This is a genomic window from Corallococcus sp. CA053C, assembly GCF_003611675.1.
In the GTDB taxonomy this organism is placed as follows: Bacteria; Myxococcota; Myxococcia; order Myxococcales; family Myxococcaceae; genus Corallococcus.
In genome coordinates this window covers 1-465 of record NZ_RAWA01000868.1, presented here as the reverse complement: position 1 = coordinate 465, position 465 = coordinate 1, and the positions used below count along the sequence as shown (strand labels likewise).

The following is a 465-nucleotide window of genomic DNA, read 5'->3' as shown; positions in this document are numbered from 1 at the left end:
CAGTAAAAGTTCTTAAGGTTTCTCGCTCAGGTTTCTATGAATACATGCATCGTCGTCCTTCAAAACAACAAGTGGAGAGAGAAATTCTCTCAGAGAAGATAAAAGCTGTCTTTCATGAGCATAAGGGACGCTATGGTGCGGTTAGAATTACCAAGGTACTTCATAATACTGGTATTATGACCAACACGAAACGTGTTGGGAAACTGATGCACTTGATGGAGGGAAGCCGTTATAAATATAAAAATTACAACAGAAAAGGAGCTTCGCTTTCAAGACCCAATTTAATTAATCAGATCTTTAAAGCAACAGCTCCTAATAAAGTAGGGCTGGGAGACATGACCTATATCCCTACCAAAGAAGGCACCTTATACTTAGCCGTGAATATCGACGTTTTTTCACGTAAGATTGTAGGCTGGTCAATGTCTTCACGGATGCAAGATAAACTGGTGAGGGATTGCTTCTTAC

1 protein-coding gene is annotated in these 465 nt (G+C 40.0%); it reads left to right on the top strand.

Translation table 11 applies throughout. The features are described from left to right. The coding region (locus tag D7V97_RS43650; protein ID WP_147445286.1) for an IS3 family transposase at positions 1-465 on the top strand (465 nt) is incomplete at both ends.